The sequence below is a fragment of the Flavobacterium sp. XGLA_31 genome (genome assembly GCF_051547105.1).
Lineage (GTDB): Bacteria > Bacteroidota > Bacteroidia > Flavobacteriales > Flavobacteriaceae > Flavobacterium.
Genome location: NZ_JBPTTM010000005.1, coordinates 148892 through 169976, shown reverse-complemented (window position 1 = coordinate 169976; position 21085 = coordinate 148892). Strand labels below are relative to the sequence as shown.

At 41.7% G+C, this 21085-nt stretch carries 22 protein-coding genes and 3 tRNA genes; 18 read left to right on the top strand and 7 right to left on the bottom strand.

Going from position 1 to position 21085, the window contains the following annotated elements; all coding sequences use genetic code 11:
* Positions 1–79 precede the first annotated feature (79 nt).
* From ACSVH6_RS10735 to ACSVH6_RS10705, 7 genes are all read left to right on the top strand, one after another.
* Positions 80–152 (top strand) — tRNA-Lys (locus ACSVH6_RS10735).
* 25 nt (positions 153–177) lie between these two features.
* Positions 178–250 (top strand) — tRNA-Lys (locus ACSVH6_RS10730).
* A 41-nt stretch (positions 251–291) separates the two neighbouring features.
* Positions 292–373, top strand: a tRNA-Leu gene (locus ACSVH6_RS10725).
* A gap of 111 nt (positions 374–484) precedes the next feature.
* A complete protein-coding gene (locus ACSVH6_RS10720; RefSeq protein ID WP_438078327.1) occupies positions 485–1381 on the top strand; it encodes a MerR family transcriptional regulator in 897 nt (298 codons plus the stop codon).
* A 53-nt stretch (positions 1382–1434) separates the two neighbouring features.
* Positions 1435–2892: a phytoene desaturase family protein gene (locus ACSVH6_RS10715; protein ID WP_438078325.1), complete on the top strand. Its 1458-nt coding sequence runs from the start codon at positions 1435–1437 to the stop codon at positions 2890–2892.
* A 14-nt stretch (positions 2893–2906) separates the two neighbouring features.
* The gene (locus ACSVH6_RS10710) at positions 2907–3749 is read left to right on the top strand and encodes a phytoene/squalene synthase family protein (protein WP_438078323.1); all 843 of its coding nucleotides are present in this window, start codon (positions 2907–2909) and stop codon (positions 3747–3749) included.
* A gap of 2 nt (positions 3750–3751) precedes the next feature.
* A complete protein-coding gene (locus ACSVH6_RS10705; RefSeq protein ID WP_438078321.1) occupies positions 3752–4195 on the top strand; it encodes a sterol desaturase family protein in 444 nt (147 codons plus the stop codon).
* Positions 4196–4249: 54 nt separating this feature from the next.
* Here ACSVH6_RS10705 and ACSVH6_RS10700 read toward each other — a convergent pair whose 3' ends face one another.
* Genes ACSVH6_RS10700 through ACSVH6_RS10685 form a run of 4 tightly spaced genes read right to left on the bottom strand, consistent with a single transcriptional unit; the run spans position 4250 to position 6299 of the window.
* Positions 4250–4786: a DUF4252 domain-containing protein gene (locus ACSVH6_RS10700; protein WP_438078319.1), complete on the bottom strand. Its 537-nt coding sequence runs from the start codon at positions 4784–4786 to the stop codon at positions 4250–4252.
* An 8-nt stretch (positions 4787–4794) separates the two neighbouring features.
* Positions 4795–5337 carry a DUF4252 domain-containing protein gene (locus ACSVH6_RS10695; protein WP_438078318.1) on the bottom strand — a complete coding sequence of 181 codons (543 nt, stop codon included), beginning with the start codon at positions 5335–5337 and terminating at the stop codon, positions 4795–4797.
* A gap of 13 nt (positions 5338–5350) precedes the next feature.
* Positions 5351–5803 (bottom strand): hypothetical protein, encoded by a 453-nt coding sequence (locus tag ACSVH6_RS10690; RefSeq protein WP_438078316.1) that lies wholly within the window; start codon positions 5801–5803, stop codon positions 5351–5353.
* Complete coding sequence (locus ACSVH6_RS10685; protein WP_438078314.1) at positions 5790–6299, bottom strand: RNA polymerase sigma factor; 510 nt, start codon at positions 6297–6299, stop codon at positions 5790–5792. The genes ACSVH6_RS10690 and ACSVH6_RS10685 overlap by 14 nt, the downstream gene beginning before the upstream one ends.
* A gap of 125 nt (positions 6300–6424) precedes the next feature.
* Between ACSVH6_RS10685 and ACSVH6_RS10680 the strand changes: the two genes are divergently transcribed.
* The 7 genes from ACSVH6_RS10680 (at position 6425) to ACSVH6_RS10650 (ending at position 13181) form a co-directional block, all read left to right on the top strand.
* Complete coding sequence (locus ACSVH6_RS10680) at positions 6425–7828, top strand: S41 family peptidase (RefSeq protein WP_438078312.1); 1404 nt, start codon at positions 6425–6427, stop codon at positions 7826–7828.
* A 177-nt stretch (positions 7829–8005) separates the two neighbouring features.
* Positions 8006–8737 (top strand): hypothetical protein, encoded by a 732-nt coding sequence (locus ACSVH6_RS10675; RefSeq protein ID WP_438078310.1) that lies wholly within the window; start codon positions 8006–8008, stop codon positions 8735–8737.
* A 105-nt stretch (positions 8738–8842) separates the two neighbouring features.
* Positions 8843–9346 (top strand): hypothetical protein, encoded by a 504-nt coding sequence (locus ACSVH6_RS10670; RefSeq protein ID WP_438078308.1) that lies wholly within the window; start codon positions 8843–8845, stop codon positions 9344–9346.
* A 146-nt stretch (positions 9347–9492) separates the two neighbouring features.
* Positions 9493–10152 (top strand): hypothetical protein, encoded by a 660-nt coding sequence (locus ACSVH6_RS10665; protein ID WP_438078306.1) that lies wholly within the window; start codon positions 9493–9495, stop codon positions 10150–10152.
* A 741-nt stretch (positions 10153–10893) separates the two neighbouring features.
* Positions 10894–11313 carry a DUF1493 family protein gene (locus ACSVH6_RS10660; protein ID WP_438078304.1) on the top strand — a complete coding sequence of 140 codons (420 nt, stop codon included), beginning with the start codon at positions 10894–10896 and terminating at the stop codon, positions 11311–11313.
* A 218-nt stretch (positions 11314–11531) separates the two neighbouring features.
* On the top strand, positions 11532–12068 hold the full coding sequence (locus ACSVH6_RS10655; protein ID WP_438078302.1) for a hypothetical protein: 537 nt from the start codon (positions 11532–11534) through the stop codon (positions 12066–12068).
* 573 nt (positions 12069–12641) lie between these two features.
* Complete coding sequence (locus tag ACSVH6_RS10650) at positions 12642–13181, top strand: hypothetical protein (protein WP_438078300.1); 540 nt, start codon at positions 12642–12644, stop codon at positions 13179–13181.
* Positions 13182–13322: 141 nt separating this feature from the next.
* On the opposite strand, the gene yaaA is transcribed toward ACSVH6_RS10650, so the two are convergent.
* Entirely contained in the window at positions 13323–14081 is a 759-nt protein-coding gene (yaaA, locus tag ACSVH6_RS10645) for a peroxide stress protein YaaA (protein ID WP_438078298.1), read from the bottom strand.
* 226 nt (positions 14082–14307) lie between these two features.
* On the opposite strand from yaaA, the gene ACSVH6_RS10640 reads away from it, so the two are divergent.
* The 3 genes from ACSVH6_RS10640 (at position 14308) to gloA2 (ending at position 16394) form a co-directional block, all read left to right on the top strand.
* Positions 14308–15411 carry an ATP-binding protein gene (locus ACSVH6_RS10640; RefSeq protein ID WP_438078296.1) on the top strand — a complete coding sequence of 368 codons (1104 nt, stop codon included), beginning with the start codon at positions 14308–14310 and terminating at the stop codon, positions 15409–15411.
* Positions 15412–15510: 99 nt separating this feature from the next.
* A complete protein-coding gene (locus tag ACSVH6_RS10635) occupies positions 15511–15963 on the top strand; it encodes a hypothetical protein (protein ID WP_438078294.1) in 453 nt (150 codons plus the stop codon).
* 47 nt (positions 15964–16010) lie between these two features.
* Positions 16011–16394 carry an SMU1112c/YaeR family gloxylase I-like metalloprotein gene (gloA2, locus tag ACSVH6_RS10630; protein ID WP_438078292.1) on the top strand — a complete coding sequence of 128 codons (384 nt, stop codon included), beginning with the start codon at positions 16011–16013 and terminating at the stop codon, positions 16392–16394.
* Between the two features lie 71 nt (positions 16395–16465).
* Here the strand turns inward: gloA2 and ACSVH6_RS10625 are convergent, their stop codons facing one another.
* Positions 16466–17521 carry an NAD(P)-dependent alcohol dehydrogenase gene (locus tag ACSVH6_RS10625; RefSeq protein WP_438078290.1) on the bottom strand — a complete coding sequence of 352 codons (1056 nt, stop codon included), beginning with the start codon at positions 17519–17521 and terminating at the stop codon, positions 16466–16468.
* Positions 17522–18295: 774 nt separating this feature from the next.
* On the opposite strand from ACSVH6_RS10625, the gene ACSVH6_RS10620 reads away from it, so the two are divergent.
* Positions 18296–19723, top strand: coding sequence for an L-serine ammonia-lyase (locus ACSVH6_RS10620; RefSeq protein ID WP_438078288.1), 1428 nt, complete (start codon positions 18296–18298; stop codon positions 19721–19723).
* Here the strand turns inward: ACSVH6_RS10620 and ACSVH6_RS10615 are convergent.
* A complete protein-coding gene (locus tag ACSVH6_RS10615; protein ID WP_438078286.1) occupies positions 19720–21075 on the bottom strand; it encodes an outer membrane beta-barrel protein in 1356 nt (451 codons plus the stop codon). The two genes, ACSVH6_RS10620 and ACSVH6_RS10615, sit on opposite strands and share 4 nt — an antisense overlap.
* Between the last annotated feature and the right edge of the window lie 10 nt (positions 21076–21085).

Below are 21085 nucleotides of genomic sequence, written 5' to 3'. Positions count from 1 at the left end.
AGGTAAATTTATAACAAAATTGCTTTGAAATATAAATAATAAGGCCTTATATTTGCACCCGCATTCAAGAAAAGAAAAAGACTCGATAGCTCAGTTGGTAGAGCACAACACTTTTAATGTTGGGGTCCTGGGTTCGAGCCCCAGTCGGGTCACAATTTTCTTCTTCTTATTGCCAAAGACTCGATAGCTCAGTTGGTAGAGCACAACACTTTTAATGTTGGGGTCCTGGGTTCGAGCCCCAGTCGGGTCACAAAAAGTTGTTCGTCAAGACGAATGACTTTTTTTGTTTATGGCCACGTGGAGAAATTGGTAGACTCGCCATCTTGAGGGGGTGGTGTCGCAAGACGTGTCAGTTCGAATCTGATCGTGGTCACATTGTAAGAGCAAATTCATATTGAGTTTGCTCTTTTTTTACAAATTTTATTCAAAAAAGTACGATTGCTTTCAAATTTTGTTAATTTTGTTTAACAAATTGAAATAAAAGATGAACAATGTAAAAAATGTTTTCAGCATAAAAGACCTGGAAAACCTTACCGGGATTAAAGCTCACACCATTCGTATTTGGGAAAAAAGATATAATGTACTGGAGCCCATGCGAACGGAAACCAACATTAGACTATATGATATAATTAACCTCCAAAAGTTATTGAACATCACTCTTCTTCACAATCATGGATATAAGATTTCTAAAATTTCCAAACTATCTGAAGAGAGAATACCGGTATTAGTCAATGAGATTATTTCAAACAAAAGTGCAAAGCATCATGCCATCAGTGCCTTTAAAATGGCCATGATGAATTTTGATCAATCGCTTTTTTTTACGACTTATAACAAATTACTTTCCGAAAAGACATTCCGAGAAGTGTTTTTTGATGTTTTTATCCCTCTTATAGAAGAAGTAGGCTACTTATGGCAAACCAACACTATCAGCATTGCTCACGAACACTTTATCAGTAATTTAATCAAACAGAAAATACTAATTAATACTGAAAAAATTCAAACTCAGGAAAACACATATGCTGATCAGGTTTTCGTTTTGTACTTACCCGATAATGAAATCCACGAATTAGGCCTGATGTATTTAAATTATGAAATACAACTCAAAGGTTACAAAACAATCTATTTGGGAGCCACCGTACCTATTGAGAGCATAAAAGATGTTAAACGGTACTTTGACAACATAACTTTCATTTGCTACATGACTGTTGAACCCAATCCTGTTTCTGTAAATGATTATGTAAACAAAATTAAAAAAGAAATTCTGATAGACAATTCCGTGTTTTGGGCTATCGGTAGAATGACAGAAAACATTGATTACAAACACATTACAGACAATATTAAACTTTTCACCTCCATCAATGATTTGACATCAGTGTTATAATTTTTTTAAAAAGTTTTATTTTGTTTAACTTTTTAATATATTTGTTAAACAATATGAAAAAGACAATACAAATAATCGGCTCCGGATTTTCTTCATTAGCAGCAGCTTGCTATTTGGCACAACAAGGCCATGAGGTCACTATTTATGAAAAAAATGCTACCATTGGAGGGAGAGCGAGACAACTAAAAAAAGATGGATTTACTTTTGACATCGGTCCCACTTGGTACTGGATGCCGGATGTTTTTGAACGTTTCTTCGCGGATTTTGGCAAAAAACCTTCCGATTATTATGAACTCATAAAACTTTCTCCTGCGTATCAAGTGTATTTTGCGGTTAACGATTTTGTGACCATTGCCGACAATCTCCCTGAAATCATTGCTACTTTTGAAGCTATTGAAAAAGGAAGCGGTGCCAAATTAGAAGCATTCATGCGGGAGGCACAAAGCAATTACGACATCGCCATCAAAGATTTGGTTTACCGTCCCGGTGTTTCTCCTCTTGAACTGGTGACTGTGGAAACGGCAAAAAAGGTCAATCAGTTTTTTGGGAACATCTCAAAGGACATTCGCAAGCGCTTTACCAATACTAAGCTCATCCAAATCCTGGAATTTCCCGTACTTTTCTTAGGAGCAAAACCATCAGACACTCCTTCTTTTTATAGTTTTATGAATTTTGCAGACTTTGGTTTGGGTACTTGGCATCCTAAAAACGGAATGTACAGCGTGATATTGGCTATGGAACAACTCGCCAAAGAACTCGGTGTGACCATACATACCAACGCCACTATTGAAAAGATTAATGTAGATAATGGAAAAGCAAATGCGCTACTGATCAACGGGCAGATTGTGCATGGCGATATCATTTTGAGTGGTGCGGATTACCATCACAGTGAAAGTTTACTTGACGAAAAATATCGTGCTTACAGTGAAAAGTATTGGGAGAAGAAGACTTTTGCTCCCTCAAGTTTGCTCTTTTATGTAGGCTTTGATAAAAAGATAGCCAATGTAGAACACCATTCCTTATTTTTTGATGTTCCTTTTGATCGACATGCTGAAGCGATTTATGATACGCCCAAATGGCCCGATGAGCCACTCTTCTATGCCAGTTTTCCATCAAAAACCGATGCGCAGGCAGCTCCGGAAGGTAAAGAAGCCGGGATATTTTTAATCCCGTTGGCGCCGGGATTGCATGACATCCCGGAATTGAGAGAAGAATATTTTGAAAAAATCATTACCCGCTTTGAAAAACTGACTCAACAAACGGTGCGAGATTTCATTCTTTTTAAAGAATCGTTTTGTATCAACGATTTTGTCAAAGACTATAATTCGTATAAAGGGAATGCATACGGGCTGGCTAACACCCTGATGCAAACCGCTTTTTTAAGACCCAAACTGAAAAGTAAAAAAGTAGCAAATCTCTTTTTTACCGGTCAGTTAACCGTTCCCGGGCCGGGTGTGCCACCTGCCCTGATTTCGGGAAAACTCGTTGCTGAACTTATTGCTACTAACTGATTATTATCCTTGTTATGAAATCCATTTTTGATACTGTTTCCTTTGCCTGCAGCAGAAATGTAACCCAATCTTACAGTACCTCTTTTTCTGCAGCCGTAAAGATGCTGGCGCCGAGCATTCGTCAGGACATTTACAATATTTACGGATTTGTCCGTTTTGCTGATGAAATTGTAGACACGTTTCACGATTATAACAAAGAAGAATTGTTTGCCTTGTTTGAGGCTGATTTGGCCAATGCGTTAACCAACAAAATCAGTTTGAATCCAATATTGAATTCATTTCAGCATACCGTTCATAAATACAATATCCCGGAAAGTATGATTGCGGCTTTTATGAAAAGTATGAAGCTGGATTTGTATAAAAAAGAGTATGCTACGGTAGACGAATACAACGAATACATTTATGGTTCTGCCGATGTGGTGGGCTTGATGTGTCTTAAAGTATTTGTTAATGGGGATCATCAGAAGTATATGGAGCTGGAGCAAGCTGCGATGCGATTGGGTTCGGCTTTTCAAAAGGTTAATTTCCTGCGTGATTTGAAAGCCGATTATGAAGATTTGAGCCGCACCTATTTCCCTAACACCGATTTATCCCGACTGGACGAGACGTCTAAAAACCTCATCATCAAAGAAATTGAAGCTGATTTTGAAGCCGGATTCCAAGGGATATTGAAACTGCCTCTGGAGGCTAAATTTGGGGTCTATACGGCCTATGTTTATTATAAAAAGCTACTCTCTAAACTGAAAAAAACGCCTTCCTTGGAAATCAAAAATACCCGAATTCGCGTTCCTGATTATGAGAAATTTGGTTTATTTGCCCGTTGTTATGTTAACTATCATTTGAATTTACTGCAATAATCATGTATATCTCAATCTTTGTTTTTCTGCTTACCTTTTGTATCATGGAATTTATGGCTTGGTTCAGTCATAAATACATTATGCACGGTTTTTTGTGGCGTCTGCATGCCGATCATCACAAGAAAGACCATGATTCGTGGTTTGAGCGCAATGATGCTTTCTTTCTCTTTTATGCGGTCGTGAGCATTGGTTTCTTTTTGCTGTGGCAATACGATATTTTGTCTATCGGTTTGGCCATTGGCCTGGGGATTTTTGCGTATGGACTGGCCTACTTCACGGTGCATGACATTTTTATACACCAACGGTTTAAGTTGTTCCGTAATGCGAATAACCGTTATGCCAGAGCTGTGAGAAGAGCTCATAAGATGCACCACAAACATATCGGAAAAGAAGACGGCGAATGTTTCGGGATGCTGATTGTTCCGTTTAAGTACTTTAAATCCTAAAAGAAACGCCCCAAAGCAATGCTTTGGGGCGTTTTTACTGATTGACTGTTCGTTTTATTTCATTAATGCCTTTAAGGGCTCGAGCTGTGACATGTCGACATTTGCGTTTTTGAGCAAGGAGAGCATGGTCATGATGTTATTGGGATTCATGTCATTGCCCAAAATCCTTACTACAGCAAAACCGTTCTCTTTCTTTTTGGCATAGAGTACAAACTCGTCGATGTCGTCTTCACTGCCCACGTAGCTTACCGAGGCTCCGCTTTTTCCGGAGGCGACTTTCATCAATTGCTGATAGTCCTTTCCCTTTAAAATTTGTGCTACCTTTTGGCTTTCGGAAGTGAAGGCTGCCTGGTTGTTTTTATCTGCCTTAAAGGCTAATATATTCATCTTGTCAAATGACTTCAGGGCTGTTTTCTGTTCCGGAGTGAGCTTGGACTCATCCAAATTCAAAATGTCGGAGGAGATGTCTAAGACGACGAAATCTTTCTTTTCTGAATTTTCTACAAAGTACTTCTGAAGCGAAGGCTGTTGTTGGCATCCCATCAGTAGTAAAGTGGCTAAACTGCACGCTAAAAAGACGAGTGTTCTCATGGGTTTTCTTATTTAGGTCCTTTGGGTCCCTTTGGTCCTTTGGAGGCTTTTTTCAGTTCATCGCCCCCCGGTAATTTCATTTTATCTGTCAATACGGAAAGCTCGTCTAAATCGAAGTTCCCGATGAGTGACATGAGCACGGTTTGTTCTTTGCCGCTGCCCTGTACGAACATGAGGAGTTCTTTGATTTGTGAATCGGTGGCGCCGGAACGCACATAGATTTTGACATTCTTTCCTTTTTCGTTGATGCGCATCAATTCCTCTAACGAAGCCGTTTTAATGTACTTGTCGGCTACGGCTTTCATTTCGTCCGACTTTTTATCACTGTCGGTTACAAACACCCTGAGGTTCTCCAGTTTCTTGATAAGGTTTACGTATTGTTGGGACTCCTTGTCCTCTACTTTCATCTTGCTGATGAGGGTAAACATCTTTTTATTGACAATAACGGTAGAGATGTCTTCCTGGTCTTCAAACTTATCGAATACGGTTTGACTGAATGCTGTGGTGGCTGTGGTTACGACCAATACGATCGCTAAAAAAATATTTTTCATGATTTCTTTTGATTTACTTTTTAAAAATTTTGTCTTTTGATTGTTGGTATTCCTTTAAATAACTCATACTTCCGATGCCTTTATTGACGTGTTCCGAAATCATGTTGAGCGCCTTTTGCGTTTCTCTGAACGCTACCTGAGGATCTTCAATGGTACCTAAATCCTGCGTGTGCGGTCTGCTTTGATTTTGAAATGTCAATAACCCTACTCCGAGCAACACGATTACTGTGGCCGCGACCGATATCCAAAACATGTTGAATCCTCTGCGGGAGTTCAGTTTGAGCTTGGTGTTGGCCGGTTGTTCCTGCTTGGCGCGGAGGGCATAGTCAAACAGCGGTTTGTAGTGTTCCAGATGCTGCGCAACATCGGGAGAGGAAAAGTACTTTTTCAATTCCTTTTCTTCGGCTGTCGTGGTTTCTGCCTCGAAGTATTTTTCTAATAGTATTTCTATTTTATCCGATTCCATAATGATGTGTTTTACTCATTTTTTCTCTTATGGTTTTACGCGCTCTTGATAAGGCGGTGCGAATGGCCTGTTCGTTCATTTCTAATATGGTACTCATTTCGCTGAACTCCATCTCCTCGATGTCGCGGAGTTGCACGATGAGTTTTTGCTGTTCGGGCAGGTCGTTCATGATTTTTTCTACCCATTGCCAGGTGTCACGGTCCTCCACTGTTTGCTGAATACCGGCTTCACGGTCGGTAAAATTGCTGTGGACAAGGGTGAGATTGCCGGCCCGTTTTGACTTTAACTGGTCTAAACAATAGTTCTTGGTCATGGTCATGGCTACTGCTTCCACACTCTTGTACTCGCTGAGCGTTTGATTTCTATTCCAGAGTTTGACCAAAACTTCCTGCATGGCGTCCTCGGCCTCCTCTGTACTGACGAGCAGCCTTTTCGCTACCCGAAAGAGCCTGTCCTTAAACGGATTGACCAGTTGCATAAATTCGTTTTGATTCATTGAACCTGATTTTTGATTGCTGATTGTACTGTAAAGACGAGGCTGTATTTTATTTGTTACAGCCTACTGCTTTATTTATTTCGATAATCTTGCTAAATTTACGATTCTTAAACCAGAATGTTGCTATGAAAAGTATTGCTGCCTCCTTGTTCCTGCTGTTTTTGCTTGTTGTTCCGATGGGTTGTGAAGATATGGATGACCATCCGGTGCCGGATGCGCTTGCCATCAATGATTTTATATGGAAAGGGATGAACCTGTATTATCTGTGGCAGGGGGATGTGCCTGATTTGGCGGATAATCGTTTTGCCAATCAAAGCGAGTTGAATACTTTTTTGGGCAATTACAGTGAGCCTCTTACTTTGTTTAACCACCTGAGAGTGGCTCCGAATATTGATCGTTTTAGTGTACTGTACAGTGATTATTCGGTGTTGGAAGGGGTGCTTTCGGGAACGACGTTGAACAACGGGATGGATTTTGGCTTAAAATATACCGATGCTACCAATACCAATGTCTTTGGGTGGGTGCATTATGTGCTGCCCAACTCGGATGCGGAGGCCAAAGGTTTGCAGCGCGGGGACATTTTTTATGCCATCAACGGGACACCACTGACGGGGAGCAACTACCGAACCCTTTTGGGCACAGACACCTATACGCTGAATATGGCCGATTATGTGAACGGCACTATAACCCCTAACGGACAAAGCATTACGCTGACCAAGACCAATTTATCTGAAAACCCGGTGTTTTTACACACGGTTATTACGGAGGGTACTCATCATATCGGCTACCTGATGTATAATGGGTTTTACCCTAATTATGACAATGCGCTGAATGATGCTTTCGGGAGTTTGGCTTCGCAAAACGTGACAGATTTGGTTTTGGACCTGCGATACAACTCGGGCGGGTCGATTAACTCGGCTACTAAACTGGCCAGTATGATTACGGGGCAGTTCCCGGGGCAGTTGTTTGCCAAGCAACAGTGGAATGCCAAAGCGCAATCGTATTACGAAAGCAACAATCCCAGTTCGCTGGAAAACCGTTTTGTAAGCGGACTGAACGGCCTGCACCTCAACAAGGTGTATATCCTGACGAGCAACAGCACGGCCTCGGCGAGCGAGTTGGTGATTAATTGCCTGAAATCCTATATCACGGTGGTTCAGATTGGCGATGTGACGGTAGGTAAAAATGTGGGGTCGATTACCCTGTATGACTCCCCTACTTTTGTCTCTAAAACCGACATTAACCCGAACCACAAGTATGCCATGCAGCCCATTGTGCTGCGTATCGTAAACAAGGACGGTCAAGGCGATTATACTTCGGGTATCGTACCGGATACGGATTTGCCGGAGCATTTTAACACGGCGGGCGTACTGGGGAGTCCGGATGAGCCGCTGTTGCAGGAAGCGATCAACCAAATTACGGCCAACGGGAAGCAGGTGGTGGTACCGGGCGGCCCGGTACGACGCGACTTTACAAACACTAAATCACTGGAACCACTGCGCATGGAAATGTATTTGGAAGCCCGTTAATCAAACTGCTGAAGACCCTCTGTCGTAGGTCTTGTTACCCTCTGCAACGCTACAACTACGCCACAACTACGGCATAACTACGGCACAACTACGCCACAACCCTATCGTAATTATGGCTTAATTATTGTAGTATTCGTCTTGTATTCTTATCTTTACTCTACTGTAAAACAACTTATTATGGCTAAGCAAGCAGGAATTATACACTTTAGGGGGACGCTGGACGGCATTACCTATTACACTTTGAACGGTGTGCCGGTGGCCCGACGGGTGAGCGGTTTTACCAAGGAAAGCAATCGGCACAGTCCGAAGATGGAGCGCGCTCGGGAGAACAGCAGTGAGTTTGGACAGGCCTCGCGGGTGAAGAAAGTCTTTCAGGACAGTTTGCGTCCGTTTTTCGGGAATCAGAAAGACGGGGCGTTGCATGCCCGTATGATGTCGTTGTTTATGCAACTGAAGGATTGTGATCCTGTATCTGTGCGGGGGCAACGGCGTGTTGGGATGGGCTTGCAGACGCCGGAGGGGAAGCAGCTGCTGACTTCGTTTGGTTTTACTAACCAACTGTTGGTATTACCTGAGGCGGTGTATGATGAGGCGACGTACACCTACAGTGTGGACGGGCTGCCTGTGGCCGCGTTGGATTACCGGAATGGGGCTACCCACCTGGAGGTGCGGCTGGGTATTGTACTGCTTGATTTTGAAACGCCGGGTGCGACGCTGTTTGCCAGTACGCCGGTGTATGTTGCGAAGGAGGCTCCTGTGGCGGCTTTGAGCCTGACACCTACTGTGGTGCCGACGGGTGCCGGTATGCCGATTGCTGTATTGTGGCATCGGTATGGGCAGGAGGTCAACGGGACTTTTTATCCATTGAAGGACAAGGCGGTTTACGGGTTGCAAGTGCTGGCGTGTTAGTTTTTTGTTTTTCCTGAGGAAAAAAGAGTATTTTTAACTGAAAATAATTTGTTTGCCGGATGGGGCTGTGGGAAGTTTGTTGTAATATTATTAACCCTTTACATTATGAAACCAATCATTTTTACAGTTTTATTTCTTGCTTATTCTTTAGCAAATTCACAGACAAAAGAGGTTTCCGAAGAAGAACTCTATAAAAAAGCTGAAGCTGATGTTTCAGAGTTTGATGAGAATTATTATACGGCCGACTCCACAAAACTAAGCCAGAAAGTATATGATAGCTATTCTTCATTGTCCAAAAAATTCCCGCAATCAAAAAGGATTAGTTATTACCTGTATAACAAAGGTTGTTTTGCAGTTGACAAAGAGGAATCAAAGAAATGCTTTAAAGAAGTAATTCAAATCAATGATTGGCAATATTATGTTAGGCAATCCTATGTAAAGTTAAGTTGGATTGCGGTCAGTGAAAAAGAATTTGATATAGCTTTAAAATATTTAGATATAATCGGAAAAATGGAAAACCCTAGATTTACTTGTGGAAATGAAATGCAGTCATACTACGCACAATTAAAAAATATCCGTGAGCGTTGTGAAACCGGTTTAAAAAAATAATATAGTCTATAACAGCGGTTTACCTTCCGTCCGTTCGGCCTGCGGCCTCGGGTTTAGCGGTTTTCAGTTTACCACATAACATTTTTTCTTAACTTGCCGCTACTGCGCGAAGCCGCGGTACGTTGTGCGACATTTAATTCACGTCTATGCTAAAAATCACCAAAATAACAAAAACTACAGCCTTGATAATTATTTGTATTTCGACAAATATGTTTTCGCAAATGCAAAATGAGTTTTATGTAGATGACGCTGAAAAAATTGATATTGTGACATTAAATTTTTGTGTCGATAAAGATGGAAAAACTATGCAAGTGAAAGTAGTTCCCGAAAAAACCACTTATAAAAATTTAGAAAATATTGGTAGAATTACAGACTATTTAAAAGGAGCGGAATATAATCCTGAAAGTAGTCTTTCAAACAATTGTCAAGACTTAAGTTTTAGTTTTATCAATCAAAAATATCAAGATAAACATTTAGATGCTTCTAAGTTTGCATTATGTGAAAAATTAAAAATTGGAATTTTTCATTATGATAATATTCTTTTTGCTGACACAGAAATTGAAAGAACCAACGATATTCAAATTGAAAAGACTTCAAAAGATATTTTTAAATACAAAATTGAATGGCCAGAACCTAATAAATATATTTTGACTTATTTAGAGGTTAGTGATTCCCAATATAATTATTTACTTGGCGAAAAAATAAGCGTCGAGATTATTGATGTAATGGAAAATGGCGAATATGTTTATAAAAGTGAATTTTTGAATAGAACTTTTATAACTGGAATAATGCGGAAGATAAAATAAACGATCGCACAACAGCGGTTAGCCGCAATAGCTCCACTCCTATTCCTTTCGCCGGAAAGTACTACCTTGAGATTTTTATTTACATTTACAACTAATCATTAAACGTACCGCCACTGCGTAAAGTCGCGGAACGTTAGCAGCAAGTTTGAACACGAATGCATGAATAAACAACATTTCATATTTACTACTATTTCATTTATTCTTATAAATGTCTGGACATTGTATAGTTTCTTTGATTATTATAATAGTTCTCAAGAATATTCTATGGGTTCACTGACTTTATTTTTTAATTTTCTCAGTAGCGCAATTATTGCTGCAGCATTAGGATTTGTGTTAATAGTGACACGAATTATTTTTTACAAAAACAAATTTAGATTTAGACTGAAAAATAATTTCCTTTACATATTTGCAGGGCTTTTCAATTTAAACATTGCAATTATTTGGTCAGTTTCATTGTTAATGAAATTTTTAAAGTTTGAATTAGATGGATTGCTATTTATGATAGGAAACTTTATTGTTACATTGTTTATCTTAATTGACATTTATGCCATCAAGCCAAAAACTGAAATGGAAAATTGAAATTGAAATTGAAATAAAAACCTGCTGCTAACAGCGGTTAGGAGCAATAGCTTCGTTTATCTTTCTCAGAGAATACTCGGTTCACTCCTACTTCTTATCACAATTTTTCTTAACTTTCCACTGCTGCGCAAAGCGGAAGAACTTTAGCGGTAATGCCAAGACATGAACAATCTAAGCAAAATATTGGAATTTGTAAAAGAAGAAACGCTTTCAAAAGAAGTAAGCGAAGATTCCGATATTGAAAGAGATCTGGGTTGGACCGGTGATGACTTTCATGAGCTAATGGAAAAATATGCCGCTAAATTTGAAGTTGATATGAGTAAATATCTTTGGTATTTTCATCATGAATCAGAAGGGAGCGATGGAATCGGTGGCATTTTTTTTAAATCTCCGCGTCGAAGAGTAGAACATATTGCCGTTACACCAAAAATGCTCTTCGAGTTTGCTGAAAAAGGAACGTGGAATTTGAAATATCCAGAGCATTATATTCCTGAAAAACGATATGATATCCTTATCAACCAAATAGTATTTGGGTTATTTGTAATTTTTGCTATTTGGTTTATTGTGTGGAAATATTTTTAGTACTGCCGGTAACAGAGGTTTACCTTCGGTCCGTTCGGCCTGGGGCCTCGGGTTCCTTCGTCCGTTCGCCAACTAAAGTTGGCTTGGGTAGTTTTGCTCCTATTTCCTTCACTGTAAAATCGAAGGGGAATTTACTTATCTTTACCATAACCGCTTACTGTTCTGCTGCTGGAGCAAAGCAACGGGACGTTAGCCGAAAATAGTAATCCAGAAACAGTGTGAAACAAAAAAACAAAGAAATATTTGTCGGAATTTTTGTTGGAATAATAACTTTAGGACTTACACTTCTACTGTTTACTCTGGCTGTAGTTGGCTATAAAAATTCAACTATTGATTTGGGTGACGTACCTTCCTGTATGGGTTCAGTAACAGAAAAAGGGATTGCACTCAAACGAGGTAAAGTTAACTTAAATGTCTTTTATTTCAGAATTAACGGAACCGACGAAAAATTTGCTTCATACAATGAAGAGCAGGATTATTCAAAACTCAATGAAAATATTGCGGTCGGAGATTATTTGAAAGTTTATTTTAAAAAAACTCAATCTTCTGATTTTAATCTAGATGTCATTCAAATAGAAAAAAAAGGAAAAATATTGTTAGCCAAAAGCGAATATGAATCAAAAGAAAATTCATTGATTTATATTGGTATTATAGGTGGATTTGCAATGCTCGCATTAGTAATTAAAGTTATAAGAGACGTTACTGCTAAGGTTCGTATGATTAGTACTTCTGCTGAGAGCGGACAGGCACTATAACTCTTTCTGATTTTCGGCAAGCGAAAAAGAGGAAAGTAATTTGCCTATCTTTACCATAAGGACTACTGTATAAAGCCGCAATCTGTTATGTTGTCGTTTTTTGGACAAAACGTTTTCAATAGAAATTGAGCTTTATTTAGATATATAACACTTAAAAAAAAATTATGAGAAAAATAATTTTAGTTTTTCTATTGTTAGTGACAATCGCAAACCTTGTAATTCTGATAATTGCTTTGACAAATGAATCGTCGAGTTTTTACCATAACAGGCTTATAATCGGGATTTCATTTATAGTGTTCGGTGGGTTCCTAAGACAACATTTATTGAGTTATAATAAAAAGACTGTTGAGAAATAGTTTTACGTACAAATGCTTATCTCTGAAAATAAACCGGAAACGGAATCAAAGTTTGCACCGAAAACAGGAACTGGTGAAGTTTGTGTAAAAACCGTCACCTGGCAGCGGTTTACCGCAATGAATTATCCAATTTTAGGCAAGCGGAAAATCAAAAGTAAATTGTCTATCTTTACCTCTATCTTTGTGTCAAGCCACCTTAGCCGCAAGTGTATAAAAAATGAATCCTATTTTTTCCATTGCTGACTTTTATGCCGAATTGGAATCTTCTCTTTCTCAAAGTACTATGGAGATTCGTAAAAAATGGGTTGCGGTCATTTTAGAAAACAACGTAGCACTACAAGATCTTTTCCCATTGCTAGACTCTGAACCCAAAACAGCCAATCGGTTTCTTTGGCTTTTGAGTGAAATTGGCATCGCCCATCAGGAAAAATTACTTACTACACTCCCTCTTTTATTGGAAGCGTATGACAATCTGAATCCAAAATATAGAACTTCCTTTGCTTCATTTTGGTACCTGGTTGGGGTGCCTCCTGAAAATGAAGGAAAAGCGACAGACTTATTGTTTCAATGGCTCTTATCAAAGGAAACCAACGTGACCATCAAATCGAGATCCTTGTCGGTGTTATTCCAACTCACCAAGCAATATCCTGAACTGAAACAGGAGCTAACGCATTGTTTGGAAGACCAAATGCATAAACACAGTCCCAGCTTTGCCAAGAAAGCCAACAAAATACTGCTCGAACTCGCTGCACTCTGAATAACATGTTCGTCAGGTTAAAGCGGTTTAGCTTCGCTCTGTTCGGCCCTTGGCCTCGGGTTCCTTCGTCCGTTCGCCAAATAAAGTTGGCTCGGGTTGCTCCGCACAGTTCGCACCTAATGTTGGCTCGGGTGCTTCAGTTTATCGGGTAAATACCAGGGTGGTAGCCGTACTCAGGTTGGCATCAAAACCATACCCTTCATAATTAAATCCCTTCAGGTCATCAAGGGTTTCCGCACCCGTGTCAATGATATAACGCACCATCATACCGCGCGCTTTCTTGGCAAAAAAACTAATCATCTTCAACTGCCCGTCCTTATAATCTTTAAACTCGGGCGTAATCACCGGCACTTTCAGTGCCTTCACATCTACCGCACTAAAATACTCGTTGCTGGCCAGGTTAATAAACAACTCCCCCTTCTGCAACTCGCTGTTAAGGGCCTTGGTAATCGTTTTTTTCCAAAACTCATACAGGTTCTTGTGCTTCCCTATCGGCAGTGTTGTCCCCATCTCCAGTCGATAAGCCTGCATCAAATCCAACGGACGCAACAACCCATACAACCCCGATAAGATTCGCAACCTATCCTGCAACACCATCAGTTTGTCCTCGGGCAGACTGTACACATCCAGTCCCGTATACACGTCCCCGTCAAAAGCATACACTGCCTGGCGCGCATTTTCCACCGTAAAAGGCGTATGCCACTCCTGGTTGCGTTGCCAATTCAGCTCGGCCAGTTTCGGTGATATGTCCATCAGTTCCGCCAGGGCTTTAGGCTTTTTCTTTTTCAAAGTACGTTGTACAGTAGTCGCTTGTTTCAAAAACTGCGGTTCGGTAAAAGTTGGCACCGGTACCGCACTCTCATAATTAAGCGACTTGGCAGGCGATATAACAATTTTCATGTGATTTCAATTAGCGCCTCAAAAATACAAATTCAACACACAAAACCCTATACCCCAAAACGAAGTTTTTACCACTCTCCCCCTATCACCATGAGCCATGCAGTCACCAACGCACACCGCTAATACCCAATCCAACCAAAATGCAGTAAAAAATATTGATTATCAACATTAAACAATTGTTAAATTCATTACTATTGCATAGTAATATTTCAAAACACATACTAAAATGGTTTTCGATTTACCACACATAAACCCCACAGCCATCGAAGTCACCGATCATATATCGGCCATGATTGCCTATTGGGACAAAGACCTCATCTGCAGGTTTTCAAACGCTGCTTACTCCAAATGGTTCAACAAAAAACGGGAAGAAATGGTCAATACCATAACAATAGAGGAACTGTTGGGACCGTTGTACGAAAAAAACAAAGTCCATATCCATAACGCATTGCAGGGGCAACCTCAAACCTTTGAAAGAGAAATTCCGTTGCCCAGCGGTGAAATCCGACACACCTTAGCCAACTATTACCCCGATGTTGTAGACAATGAGGTCGTGGGCTTTTATGTACACGTAGCCGATGTCACCCCTTTAAAACTATTGGAAAAAAAGCTCATCAAGTCCAACCACACCATCACCGAGCAAAACCAACGCCTGTTAAACTTTTCCAACATCATCTCCCACAACCTCAAATCCTACGCTGACGGACTGGCCTCGTTAATAGAAGTGGCCCAAGAAGCCGATGACACCGAGAGGGAAAGAGTAATGGGCTTGTTGAGCAGGCTTTCCGACAGGTTCAGCGCCACCATTTGTGACCTCAACGAAATCGTAGCCGCACAGAATCAGGCCGGTATCAAATACATTACCATCAACCTGCACGACTATATCGAAAAAGTCAAACAGATTTTACAAGTCCAAATCAAAAACACCGAAGCCCTCATCCATAATAATGTAAACAAAGACGTCACCCTTTTCGTCAACCCTGCCTACATGGAAAGCATCCTGCTCAACTTCCTTTCCAACTCTTTGAAATACCAACACCCGGACCGCCACCCCTTAATCGAGTTCTCCTCCCACGAAGACGGCCACAACATCGTGCTGACCATCAAAGACAACGGCCTCGGAATAGACTTGACCAAGCACGGCCACGAGCTCTTTGGCATGTACAAAACCTTCCACAAAAACAAAGACGCACAAGGAATCGGACTCTTCATCACCAAATACCAAATCGAATCCATGGGCGGTGATGTAGAAGTAGAAAGTGAAGTAAATCAAGGGACCACATTCCGAGTTTACCTCAATAAGGTAAGCGAAGAAGCAGTAAACGCTTAAAAAAAACCAAAAAGCGAACCGCAGTTTCGTGCTTTGTTTTATATTTGTGTTACTCTCTCTCCTCATAAAATAAGTTGTTCAACACCAACACGCTATTTTATGAAACAAACCGTCGTACTCCTTTGCAGTCTGTTGCTGCTCATTTCCTGTAAAAGTAAATCTCCTGAAAGTTCCGTGATTACGGTCAAACCGGATGAAGTAGAAGCCATTAAAAAAGACAGAGCCTATGAACTGGGCAAACGCCTGCTCGAAGCCTGTAACACCTCCCGCTTCAAAGCCTTCAGCGCCAATGAAGCCACCGATAAGGTAAGACAAAACGCCACCCGCGACAAAATCTCTTCGGTCTGTAAAAAAATCAACCAACGCAACGGGCGGTTCTTAGGACTCACCCTGCTCGAGGTAACCCACAACAAAGCCACCGACGATTACATTTTCAGATACGCCATAGCCTACGAAAAGAAACTCTTCAAAAGGGAACTCTTCGTAACGGTAAACCATGAGAATAAAGTATCAGCCATCGCTACCAAAGAAGTTCCGACCAAACCTTTGTAATTCCAAAAAAAACAGCGACCTTCAACCCTTTATCCGTGCGTACCTATATGCTGAACCGAATACACCACATCGCCATCATCTGCTCCGATTATGAAGCATCCAAAGAGTTCTACACTACGGTTTTAGGATTGGACATCCTCAACGAAACCTACCGCTCCGAAAGGTCGTCCTACAAGCTCGACTTGGCGCTGAACGGACAATACGTAGTAGAGCTCTTCTCCTTCCCCAACCCGCCCGAAAGACCCACGAGACCTGAAGCCACCGGGCTACGCCATCTCGCCTTTGAAGTCGATGCACTCGAAACCATCATAACCCACCTCTCCCGCTACAACATCGCGTGCGAACCCATTCGCACAGACGAAATCACCGGCAAGCGCTTCACCTTCACCACCGACCCCGATGATTTGCCGATAGAGTTTTACGAGCGCTAAGCATTATCAATCAGACAAAAACAAAAAGCAGCCTTTCGGCTGCTTTTTGTTTTTTTATGTAATCTCCCTGTTTATCCTTTTAAAGAAGCCATATCAATTACGAAGCGGTAACGCACATCGCTCTTCAGCATGCGTTCATAAGCTTCATTAATATCCTGCATCTTGATGAGCTCTATTTCAGACACTATGTTGTGTTCTCCACAAAAATCGAGCATCTCCTGAGTCTCGGCTATACCGCCAATTAAAGAAGCGGCTACCGATTTTCTTCCCATAATCATCGGAACGGTATTTAAGATTGGATCCAGTCCTCCTAAATACCCTACCAAAACCAAGGTTCCGCTGATGCCTAAGGTCGTGATGTACGGATTCACATCGTGTACATAAGGCACGGTGTCAATAATTACATCAAATTTACCCGCTACACTGGCCATCTGAGCCTCATCGGTAGAGATGATTACCGCATCGGCCCCTAGGTCTAACGCATCTTTTTCTTTGCCCGGTGTTCTCGAGAACAAGGTCACCTCGGCCCCCAGTCCTTTGGCCAGTTTGATGGCCATGTGTCCTAAACCGCCCAATCCTACAACCGCTACTTTGCTGCCTTTGCCTACTTTCCAGTGGCGCAAAGGCGACCAGGTAGTGATACCGGCACACAACAACGGAGCTACCGCAGCCAAATCCAGATTGGCCGGTACCTTCAACACATAGTTTTCATCTACCACTACTTTCTCCGAATAGCCGCCATAGGTCATGGTCCCCAGATGTTTGTCTGCACTGTTGTACGTTCCTACCCAGCCGTTCAGACAGTATTGTTCTAAATCCTGCTTACAGCTGCTGCAGGTACGGCAGGAGTCAACCAAACAGCCCACTCCGGCATAATCTCCTACCTTCAGTTTGGTCACATGGCTTCCCACCCGGGTAACTTTCCCGATAATTTCGTGACCGGGTACGGCAGGATAAGTCGTAAAACCCCAATCGTTGCGGGCGGTATGCAAATCAGAGTGGCACACCCCACAGTACAGGATTTCAATTTCAATATCGTGTTCTAAAACGTCTCTGCGTTCGATGGTCATTTGGGCTAAAGGAGCATCAGGAGCTCCGGTCCCGTAAGCTTTTACGTTTGTTGTCATTTTGGGTTCTGAGTTTTTAGTTATCACTAATGTGTTGCATAAAGATACTGCAATTTTTGGTGTCGAAAAAAAATTTAACCTTTCCCTAATGCTTGTTTCATCCGGTACCGGTTTTCACTGCTGGTTTTCACCACTAAACTGCTATTACAAAAGACCATTGGAATGGTTTGGTAGTTAAAATTTACTCAACAAATCAAAAATGGCATGCCTTTTGCAACTAAACCATAAGACGGCGGCTCCTGACACAAACAATTAAAAACAACTGTAAACTAACGCATTATGACTACTCCCACTATAAACAACACTACACTATCCCATGCTCCGGCGCCGGAGTATTTGATTTCATATGACAATAAGCGCCCACGCTCTTCTTGATGTTTTTTGCATAACGGAGTAATTCATGAGGTCAAGCCCCGGAAAGCACTGCATTTCGGGGCTTGTTTTTGTCTGTTTTTTTACGAAACTTTTCGTCAATTCGTCCTGATGAGTTTTCCAACTCGTCCTGACGAGTTTACCAACTGCTCCTGATGAGTTGAAAAAGTCATCAGGAGGAACTGAAAACAACGTCCAAAACAGGCTCAAAAGTCGTTTTCAATACCTGTAAAAGTCGTTTCAAACGGTTTTTCGACTGGTTTTGATAAGAATTCACTTTAATTAAACCCGAAAAAACAACCAAACCAAGAAATTGTTTCCTTGCTTTTTAAACTTAAAACACAGCATTCATAACTCATAATTCTTCTCTATCTTTGCGATAACTAAATCGATATAGTACCTATGGAAGAATGCATTTCCGTTTTTGATATGCTTAAAATCGGGGTCGGACCTTCGAGTTCGCATACCCTTGGCCCTTGGCGCGCTGCAGAACGTTTTTTGAATGAACTGAGAGCCGATAATAAACTTGAAATAGTTAATTATATCAAAGTTGACTTATATGGTTCACTTTCCTTAACCGGTAAGGGTCACGCGACAGATTATGCCGTGATGTTGGGCTTAAGCGGTCAAGACCCCGAATATATTCCTATTGAAAATATTGATAAAATCATAAATGAAATTAAAACGAAAAATTTAATTTTATTGGGAAATGAAATCAGCGTTCCTTTTTTCTTTGAACAAGATATTATTTTCAACAAAAACTTCCTGCCGTTTCATGCCAATGGACTAACCTTTACGGCTTCTTTACTTGATAATACTGAATACTCATCTACCTTCTACTCCATTGGGGGTGGTTTCGTCGTGAAAGAAGAGCGCGCCAATGCCAAAAAGAAGCTGGCGATTAAATGCGCGTTTCCATTCCCCATTCAGAATGCTGCAGAGCTATTGGCTTATACCGTTAGTGAAAAGAAATCCATTTCCGAAATTGTATATGCCAACGAAATCTCCATGCGTCCCGAAGCCGAAGTACATCATGAACTGATGCGGATTTGGAACACCATGTTGGAGTGCATGTATATTGGTTGCCATTCCGAAGGAATCCTACCGGGCGGGCTAAACGTACGTCGTCGTGCTTTTGACATGCATCAAAATCTGATTGGTTTGGCCAATTACAACACGCCGCAAGAGTGGCTGGAGACCATTCGCAAAACCGAAGTCAAGTTTCGTCAAATCCTGAAATGGGTATCCTGTTTTGCTTTGGCAGTAAACGAAGTCAATGCCGCCTTGGGTCGCGTAGTAACGGCTCCTACCAATGGCAGTGCGGGAGTCATTCCGGCTGTATTGATGTACTATATGGTGATTGAAAACCACCAGGCAGACGAAAAACAAATCAAACAATTCCTGATGGTTGCCGGCGAAATAGGCAGTATCTTCAAGAAAGGTTCTACTATATCCGCTGCGATGGGTGGTTGTCAGGCCGAGATTGGTGTTTCCTCAGCCATGGCTGCGGGTGCCTTGTGCGAAGTCATGGGCGGTACTCCCGACCAGGTGTTGATGGCAGCCGAAATTGCCATGGAGCATCACTTGGGATTGACCTGTGATCCTATTGGCGGATTGGTACAAATTCCGTGTATCGAGCGCAATACGATGGGGGCCATCAAGGCCATCAATGCGGCTGAACTCGCTATGGAAACCGATGCCAAAAACGCCAAAGTTCCTTTAGACAAAGTGATTGACACCATGTGGCAGACCGCCAAAGACATGAACTCCAAATACAAAGAAACCTCCGAAGGAGGTCTCGCTGTAGCTGTGAATATGGCGGATTGTTAGATTCTGAATAATACCGCAAAGAGGATTCTGTTTTCCATTTTCACTAAATCGGGTTGCCAGTCACTAGGTAAGGGTGTCGTAGTATAGCCTGTAGGCGAAGTAACGCCTCCGCTTCCGGCAAAATAAGGCACGCTCGCTTCCCGATGTACCAATTCCACCCGAAACGTAATGCTTTGATTGGGCATGAAATCAAAGTTGGTCGAACAATCCCACCCTTTGAATTTATCGCCGGGATTGGCACTAAACGGATGGGTACCTGCGGTTTGCGTTGGATTATTCGGATTGGGCAGCGGACTGGCATCACCTGTAGGATACAATACCAAATAGCGTCCCGGATTCGTCATATAACCACCTCCTATTGTCCAAGCCATTTTGTTTTTATTGAACCAAACCCTATTGTACACCATACCACTTAAGAAATACTGTGACGGTGTTTCGGAATTACCATTGAACCCGCGAACACCATCTCCGCTTTCAAAACCAATATCGAACGTAGTGGAGAAAGCAGCTCTGCTGATGCCTTTGGCTTTCGGTTGATTGTAATATCGCACCAACAAACTGTTATCTGAATGGAAACGGATGCGGTTTTTTAAACCCGCTGCATCTGTTCCGTAGTAATCATTGGTGAGTACTTTTACGGCTTCGTTTGGACACCAGGTTACATTGCCTCCCAATCCGGGCATGCTGTTGAACTTGCCGTAGCTTTGCCAACCGTTAATCAGCCAGCCTTCGATTTTCAGATGCTGCGTCGGAAAGACCTGTACCCGCAATCCGTTGAAAAACCATGGGGTATTATCCGAGGTAAATGATGCTTGGTATTCCCAATTCTCCACCTGATAATAGGAATTCAAGCCAATATAGGACATGAACATCCCGGCATCGACATTGATGCCATACCATTTGTCAAAATGATATCCGGCATAAGCCTCAGACAAATAGCGATAGACATTGTCCAATTGGTATTGACCTCGGTACACACTGTAATCGTTGCGCGGCACTACTGTAGAGCGGGTACCCAATTGCATCATAATTCTACCTCGGGCATTTTCATAGGTAAAGTCACCTCCCAAATTGGCACTTGAAACCTGAAATTCATTATTTCGGGCGAGAGCAGTAGACCCTACTACCGTATTGTCAATCGGATTATTAAAAGAGTGTGTATAATTGATATCGAGCATGACGCTCCCGGTAAAATACTTGGTTGCCAAAACCGGCGGCGCTGTTCTGCGGTCGGAGCCGTTTTGCCAAGTCATGTCCATGCCGTCAAACGGAATCTTTGCTTTACTTGTATCCTGTTGCGCAAAGCCGTTAAGGCAGAGGCATAAACTAATTGTGGTGAGTACTTTCTTCATTTTTTCGGGA

Coding starts and splice junctions, on each gene's coding strand:
- ACSVH6_RS10625 (WP_438078290.1), bottom strand. CDS start 17,521: ATGACAACAAACGTAAAAGCTTACGGGACCGGAGCTCCTGATGCTCCT.
- ACSVH6_RS10660 (WP_438078304.1), top strand. CDS start 10,894: ATGAACAATCTAAGCAAAATATTGGAATTTGTAAAAGAAGAAACGCTT.
- ACSVH6_RS10710 (WP_438078323.1), top strand. CDS start 2,907: ATGAAATCCATTTTTGATACTGTTTCCTTTGCCTGCAGCAGAAATGTA.
- ACSVH6_RS10650 (WP_438078300.1), top strand. CDS start 12,642: ATGAATCCTATTTTTTCCATTGCTGACTTTTATGCCGAATTGGAATCT.
- ACSVH6_RS10695 (WP_438078318.1), bottom strand. CDS start 5,337: ATGAAAAATATTTTTTTAGCGATCGTATTGGTCGTAACCACAGCCACC.
- ACSVH6_RS10685 (WP_438078314.1), bottom strand. CDS start 6,299: ATGAATCAAAACGAATTTATGCAACTGGTCAATCCGTTTAAGGACAGG.
- gloA2 (WP_438078292.1), top strand. CDS start 16,011: ATGCTGAACCGAATACACCACATCGCCATCATCTGCTCCGATTATGAA.
- ACSVH6_RS10680 (WP_438078312.1), top strand. CDS start 6,425: ATGAAAAGTATTGCTGCCTCCTTGTTCCTGCTGTTTTTGCTTGTTGTT.
- ACSVH6_RS10665 (WP_438078306.1), top strand. CDS start 9,493: ATGCTAAAAATCACCAAAATAACAAAAACTACAGCCTTGATAATTATT.
- ACSVH6_RS10620 (WP_438078288.1), top strand. CDS start 18,296: ATGGAAGAATGCATTTCCGTTTTTGATATGCTTAAAATCGGGGTCGGA.
- ACSVH6_RS10690 (WP_438078316.1), bottom strand. CDS start 5,803: ATGGAATCGGATAAAATAGAAATACTATTAGAAAAATACTTCGAGGCA.
- ACSVH6_RS10670 (WP_438078308.1), top strand. CDS start 8,843: ATGAAACCAATCATTTTTACAGTTTTATTTCTTGCTTATTCTTTAGCA.
- ACSVH6_RS10615 (WP_438078286.1), bottom strand. CDS start 21,075: ATGAAGAAAGTACTCACCACAATTAGTTTATGCCTCTGCCTTAACGGC.
- yaaA (WP_438078298.1), bottom strand. CDS start 14,081: ATGAAAATTGTTATATCGCCTGCCAAGTCGCTTAATTATGAGAGTGCG.
- ACSVH6_RS10640 (WP_438078296.1), top strand. CDS start 14,308: ATGGTTTTCGATTTACCACACATAAACCCCACAGCCATCGAAGTCACC.
- ACSVH6_RS10705 (WP_438078321.1), top strand. CDS start 3,752: ATGTATATCTCAATCTTTGTTTTTCTGCTTACCTTTTGTATCATGGAA.
- ACSVH6_RS10715 (WP_438078325.1), top strand. CDS start 1,435: ATGAAAAAGACAATACAAATAATCGGCTCCGGATTTTCTTCATTAGCA.
- ACSVH6_RS10635 (WP_438078294.1), top strand. CDS start 15,511: ATGAAACAAACCGTCGTACTCCTTTGCAGTCTGTTGCTGCTCATTTCC.
- ACSVH6_RS10700 (WP_438078319.1), bottom strand. CDS start 4,786: ATGAGAACACTCGTCTTTTTAGCGTGCAGTTTAGCCACTTTACTACTG.
- ACSVH6_RS10720 (WP_438078327.1), top strand. CDS start 485: ATGAACAATGTAAAAAATGTTTTCAGCATAAAAGACCTGGAAAACCTT.
- ACSVH6_RS10675 (WP_438078310.1), top strand. CDS start 8,006: ATGGCTAAGCAAGCAGGAATTATACACTTTAGGGGGACGCTGGACGGC.